This window comes from Thermoanaerobaculia bacterium, from assembly GCA_035260525.1.
In the GTDB taxonomy this organism is placed as follows: Bacteria; Acidobacteriota; Thermoanaerobaculia; order UBA5066; family DATFVB01; genus DATFVB01.
On the sequence record DATFVB010000260.1, the window covers coordinates 1 to 4,200 of the forward strand.

A 4,200-nucleotide genomic window follows, 5' to 3' on the forward strand; every position below is an offset into this window, starting at 1 on the left:
ACCGCCACCTCCGTCCCCAGGGGCTCCGTCATGGCAGCGAGATTGCACCGATGAGCGGCATGCTTCGATCCAGGAACGGGAGTCCCGCGGCCCGATCGGCGACGATCCCGATGATCGCGGCGCCCCGCGCCCGCTTCGTCCGGCTCCTGCGGGACGAGCCCGAAGTCGGCGCCGAGATCCACTACCGGAGCGAGGACGGCGAGGAGACGAAAGTCTTCTTCCGCGATCAGGAAAGCCTGCGCGCCCAGATCGCGGAGCTCCGCCGCCGGGGGGCGGACGTCGTCGAGGAAGAAACCGCGCTCAACGCGATGATCGCTGCCGAGAACGAGCGCGGGCGGAACTGAATCCGATCTCCGGAACGTCGTCCCGGCGGCGCGACCAGCGGTCGCGATTCTCCGAGGCCGGGTATCTCCGTTCCGACCCGCGATACGCGGCGCTGAGCCGCCGCCGCCGGTCGGAGAAGCAGGTCGCGCAGAAGTACTTCCCTCCCATCAGTCGCAGTGCTCTCGAACCAGAGTCATGAGGACTGCGGGATCGAAGGGCTTGCGGACGAAACCCTGGACGTTGAGCTCCTTTTCCCGTCCGGCGAGCTCCGCCGTACCCGTCAGCATGATCACGGGGATCTTCGCGAGCTCCGGTTCGCGGTTCCTTCTCTCGAGGAACTCGAAGCCATCCATGACCGGCATCTTGAGATCGAGGAGGACCAGGCAGGGGCGAGGAGCGTCCGCCAGACGCCGGAGGCCCTCGGCGCCGTCGGCCGCCGTGGCGACCTCGGCCCCTTCGGCCTTCAGTATTTCCTCGAGCACTTCGCGGATCTCCGCGTTGTCCTCCACGATCAGCACCGGATTCACCCTGGCCTCCCTTCGCGGCAAGGCCGGTCGCACGAACCGTCCGCTGGACGGAACTGCAGGATGGGTGCCATGGAAAACTTCGCCGAATATCGAACGGATTTCCGGGGAATCAGAAGATACCGGCTGAAGCGGCCCGCCGTCGCTCATCTTCGCCGAGCTTCCGCCTTCACTGAAGTTTCGGCGCGACTTCGATGGCGCGGCACCCGCCCGCCGTCGCTCGTCTTCGCCGAGCGATGGCGCGGCATCCTCCTTCGCGTTCACGGCGGTGGACGTTTCCGAATGTCGCGGCGGAGCGTCGGCAGCCGCGGTGCGCTCGACACGGCGAAGGCGGATGGTGCGAGAAGAGGGACTCGAACCCTCACGCCCTTTCGGGCACAAGATCCTAAGTCTTGCGCGTCTGCCGTTCCGCCATTCTCGCCGCCCTAGGATAAACCGAGGACGCGCGAGCGCTACTGCTGGAGCGTGATCGTCACCGAGGCGACGGCGTCGCCCGAGTGCACCTCGTCGGAAGTGAGCTCCGCCGTCACGGTGACCGGCACGTTGTTCGTCCCGCTGGCGAGCGTCCCGTGGACGTGGATCGTTCCGGTCGACTGGGAATTCTTGTCGATCGTCCCGAAAACGTAGTCGACGGTCCCTCCGTTGACCCCGTTGGAAATCGACACGGTTCCCCCGCCCGCCGTCACCTCCGCGCTTTCGACGACGAGCGGCGGAGGGAGAACGACGTGGACGCGGACGTCGTGAAGCACGGAGAAGCCGAGGTTGCGCGCCTTCACGTCGACGTTGAAGCTCGAGCCGGAGGTCACGGTGCCGCTCGGCCCGCCGAGCTGGACCTGCGCGAGCGAGCCTCCCGTCGGGGTCGTGTCGTGGTCGCTGTTGTCGTTGCACCCGACCCCGGCCGCGAGCGCGAAAACCGCGGCAGCGAGAAGGGGCGCGAGACGTCGAAGCTTTCTCATCGGGCCTCCGGAAGGAAGGAACAGCAACCCCGGTGCCAGAAAAGCGCCTGATTCGGCGCGCCCGGTAGCCCGCTCTTCGCGATCCGAGCTGCGCGAGCGTCGCGAATGCTCCCGTCGGACCAGGGGCCCCGGAGCCGTCGAGGGCCTCTCGCCCGAGCGGCGGAGGGCAGATCGCGAAAAGTCTCCGCGCCGGGACGAAAGCGCAGCGCACGATGGTGCGCAAGCCCCCGGCGCGGAGGAGGTTCGCGATCTGAGAGGCCGCCAGCGGTCGAGCGCCTCGAGCGCGAGCCGTGCGGCCGAAATGGTGAGGCGTCAGGGAATCGAACCCTGAACCTAGAGATTAAGAGTCTCTTGCTCTGCCAATTGAGCTAACGCCTCAACGGAGCCGGAAGGATACGGGAAAGGGCCAAGCGGCGCAAGCGAGTTCGGTATCGCCCGATGAGCGGACCGAAAGATCGCTTCGCTTCCGCCTTCGTTTGAACGCTTCGGCGCGGCAGGCTGCTGCGCTCGCGATGACGGTGGAGTGACGACTCCGAAAAGAGCGAACGGACCGGATTGCCGATTTCGTTTATGGTCCGCGGTCGCGCCCCCGGGCTCTTCGCATCGCGGAAAGCGTTCGCCCGAAGTAACCGAGGCGAAAGCTCCGCGATGCGGGAGCGGGAGCGAAGGTGAAGGGGGTGGCGGGTTCGCGGTCGAGCCGCTCGTTCGGCGAGCCGCGAACCCGTCACGCGCTCCCGGTCCCCGAGCCCGCTCCCGCGACGGTTACCCTCCGCCGACGAAGGTCACGACCTCCAGCTCGTCACCCTCCCGGAGCTGCGTCTGCTCGTACTGACCCTTCGGAAGGATCTCGCGGTTGTACTCGACCGCGACGCGCGGAGTCGCGACGCCCAGCGCGTCGAGGAGGTCGGCGACCCGCGTCGCGGGCCCGACCGCGCGGACCTCTCCGTTGACGCGCACGCGGATCTCCGCGGCCCCGTCGCTCACCGGCGATGCCTCAGGAGGTATTTGATCTCGTTGTTCCCGGCTTCCGAAGTCGCCTGGATGATGAGCGCGGCGTTACCGTTCCGGTAGTCGGGGAGCTTGCAGTGGGCGATGCAGGAGCCGTCGGACGCGGTCTTCCCCTGGAAGACGACCGCCGGTTTGTCGACCGTCGAGATCACCTTGACGAGGATTCCGGCGCCGATGATCGGCCGGCGGGAGAGCGAAGTCTCCGCCTTGACCCGGATCTCGACGTTCTCTCCCAGGAAGAAATCGGGGGAGGAATAGAGCGTCAGGTCGAGGTGCTCCTGCGAGACTTCGGAGGCGAGGTAATCGAGGATGACCTGGTCCAGGGTCTTCTCGTCGGTCTTGGCGGAGCGTTCGACGACGACGGCGCCGGCCGGGATCTCCACTTCGGCGTCGGGCGCCGGGAGCGCCCGCTCGAAGGATTCCTCCCGTGCCGGCGGCACCGGCACGCTGCCCGACGTGTCGAACCGGCCGCGCTGGACGGCGGCGATCATCTTCCGGTGCTGCGACTCCATCATTTCCTGGACGACCGCCGGGCCGCCGCCGTTCTTGATCGAATCGCCGTAAGGGGTCTTCTTGGACGCGATGATCTCGCCCCCGACGTACACGAGGGACTCGACGAACGGGTTGTCCTCCCCCTTGTCCTCCGTCTGCACGTGGAAGACCCGGTCGCCGTGCTTGATGTCCGTGTTGAATCCGGTGATCACAGTCTCTCCGCCCCGCGCGGATCTTAACCCAGCTCCGTCGCGGGAGCTGGCTCGATAGCTCGCGCACCGGCGTGCTCGGCGGTCGACGCGCCCGGCGCGGCGCGCGCCGGCCGCCTCGCGGCTGCGACCTCACGGTCGCTGCGCTGGATACCCTTCGCGCAGGGTCTCCCGCGGTGCGAAAGGCCCCGGACCCGGCCACGCGTACGGAGTCGTCTACGAGAAGGGCGGCGAGTTGCCGCGAGACACTTCGGTTTCGGCAAAAGTGAGGCGCGCCGAGACGGGTTGGAAGACGCGTTCGGGACGCCCGCCGGCTCTCCAACCGTGAGTGGAGCCGAATGCCAACTCGGTTACCAGGAGTCGAAGGCGCGGCGAGGCGCGAGCCCGACGGGATGCGGGTTGCCCGATCCCGCGGCCGCGGCGTACCGGCGCGTACGTGAGTGCCCCGGAACGAGAATAACGGTAGCGGCGCGCCTGCGGCTTGCGGATGAGCTCAATATCGCGCACCGGGAGCAGATGCCGTTGTGCATCGGGCCCGGGGCGCGACGCAGAGATCGTTCGCAATGTGCGGGCGCCCTTCGGGTTCGGGCGGCGCAGGGCCATCGGCGGCGTTGCCGCGGCTAGACGATCGCAACCGCATCGCCTTCGCCGCGTCGCCTTGCCGCTGACCCTGCGGCGCTCCGAACG

Annotated in this window: 5 protein-coding genes and 2 tRNA genes; 1 reads left to right on the forward strand and 6 read right to left on the reverse strand. The window is 67.8% G+C overall.

Annotation, left to right across the window (positions count from 1 at the left end; genetic code table 11):
• The coding region (locus VKH46_12650; GenBank protein HKB71688.1) for a hypothetical protein at window positions 1-344 on the forward strand (344 nt) is incomplete at its 5' end.
• A 147-nt stretch (window positions 345-491) separates the two neighbouring features.
• Here VKH46_12650 and VKH46_12655 read toward each other — a convergent pair.
• The 6 genes from VKH46_12655 to VKH46_12680 form a co-directional block, all read right to left on the reverse strand.
• Complete coding sequence (locus VKH46_12655) at window positions 492-851, reverse strand: response regulator (protein ID HKB71689.1); 360 nt, start codon at window positions 849-851, stop codon at window positions 492-494.
• 332 nt (window positions 852-1,183) lie between these two features.
• Window positions 1,184-1,269, reverse strand: a tRNA-Leu gene (locus VKH46_12660).
• Window positions 1,270-1,300: 31 nt separating this feature from the next.
• Window positions 1,301-1,804, reverse strand: coding sequence for a hypothetical protein (locus VKH46_12665; GenBank protein HKB71690.1), 504 nt, complete (start codon window positions 1,802-1,804; stop codon window positions 1,301-1,303).
• Window positions 1,805-2,106: 302 nt separating this feature from the next.
• Window positions 2,107-2,182, reverse strand: a tRNA-Lys gene (locus tag VKH46_12670).
• A gap of 384 nt (window positions 2,183-2,566) precedes the next feature.
• Window positions 2,567-2,788 (reverse strand): sulfur carrier protein ThiS, encoded by a 222-nt coding sequence (gene thiS, locus VKH46_12675; GenBank protein HKB71691.1) that lies wholly within the window; start codon window positions 2,786-2,788, stop codon window positions 2,567-2,569.
• On the reverse strand, window positions 2,785-3,516 hold the full coding sequence (locus VKH46_12680) for a hypothetical protein (GenBank protein HKB71692.1): 732 nt from the start codon (window positions 3,514-3,516) through the stop codon (window positions 2,785-2,787). Before VKH46_12680 ends, thiS begins: the two co-directional genes overlap by 4 nt.
• Window positions 3,517-4,200: the final 684 nt, after the last annotated feature.

Coding starts and splice junctions, on each gene's coding strand:
- VKH46_12665 (HKB71690.1), bottom strand. CDS start 1,804: ATGAGAAAGCTTCGACGTCTCGCGCCCCTTCTCGCTGCCGCGGTTTTC.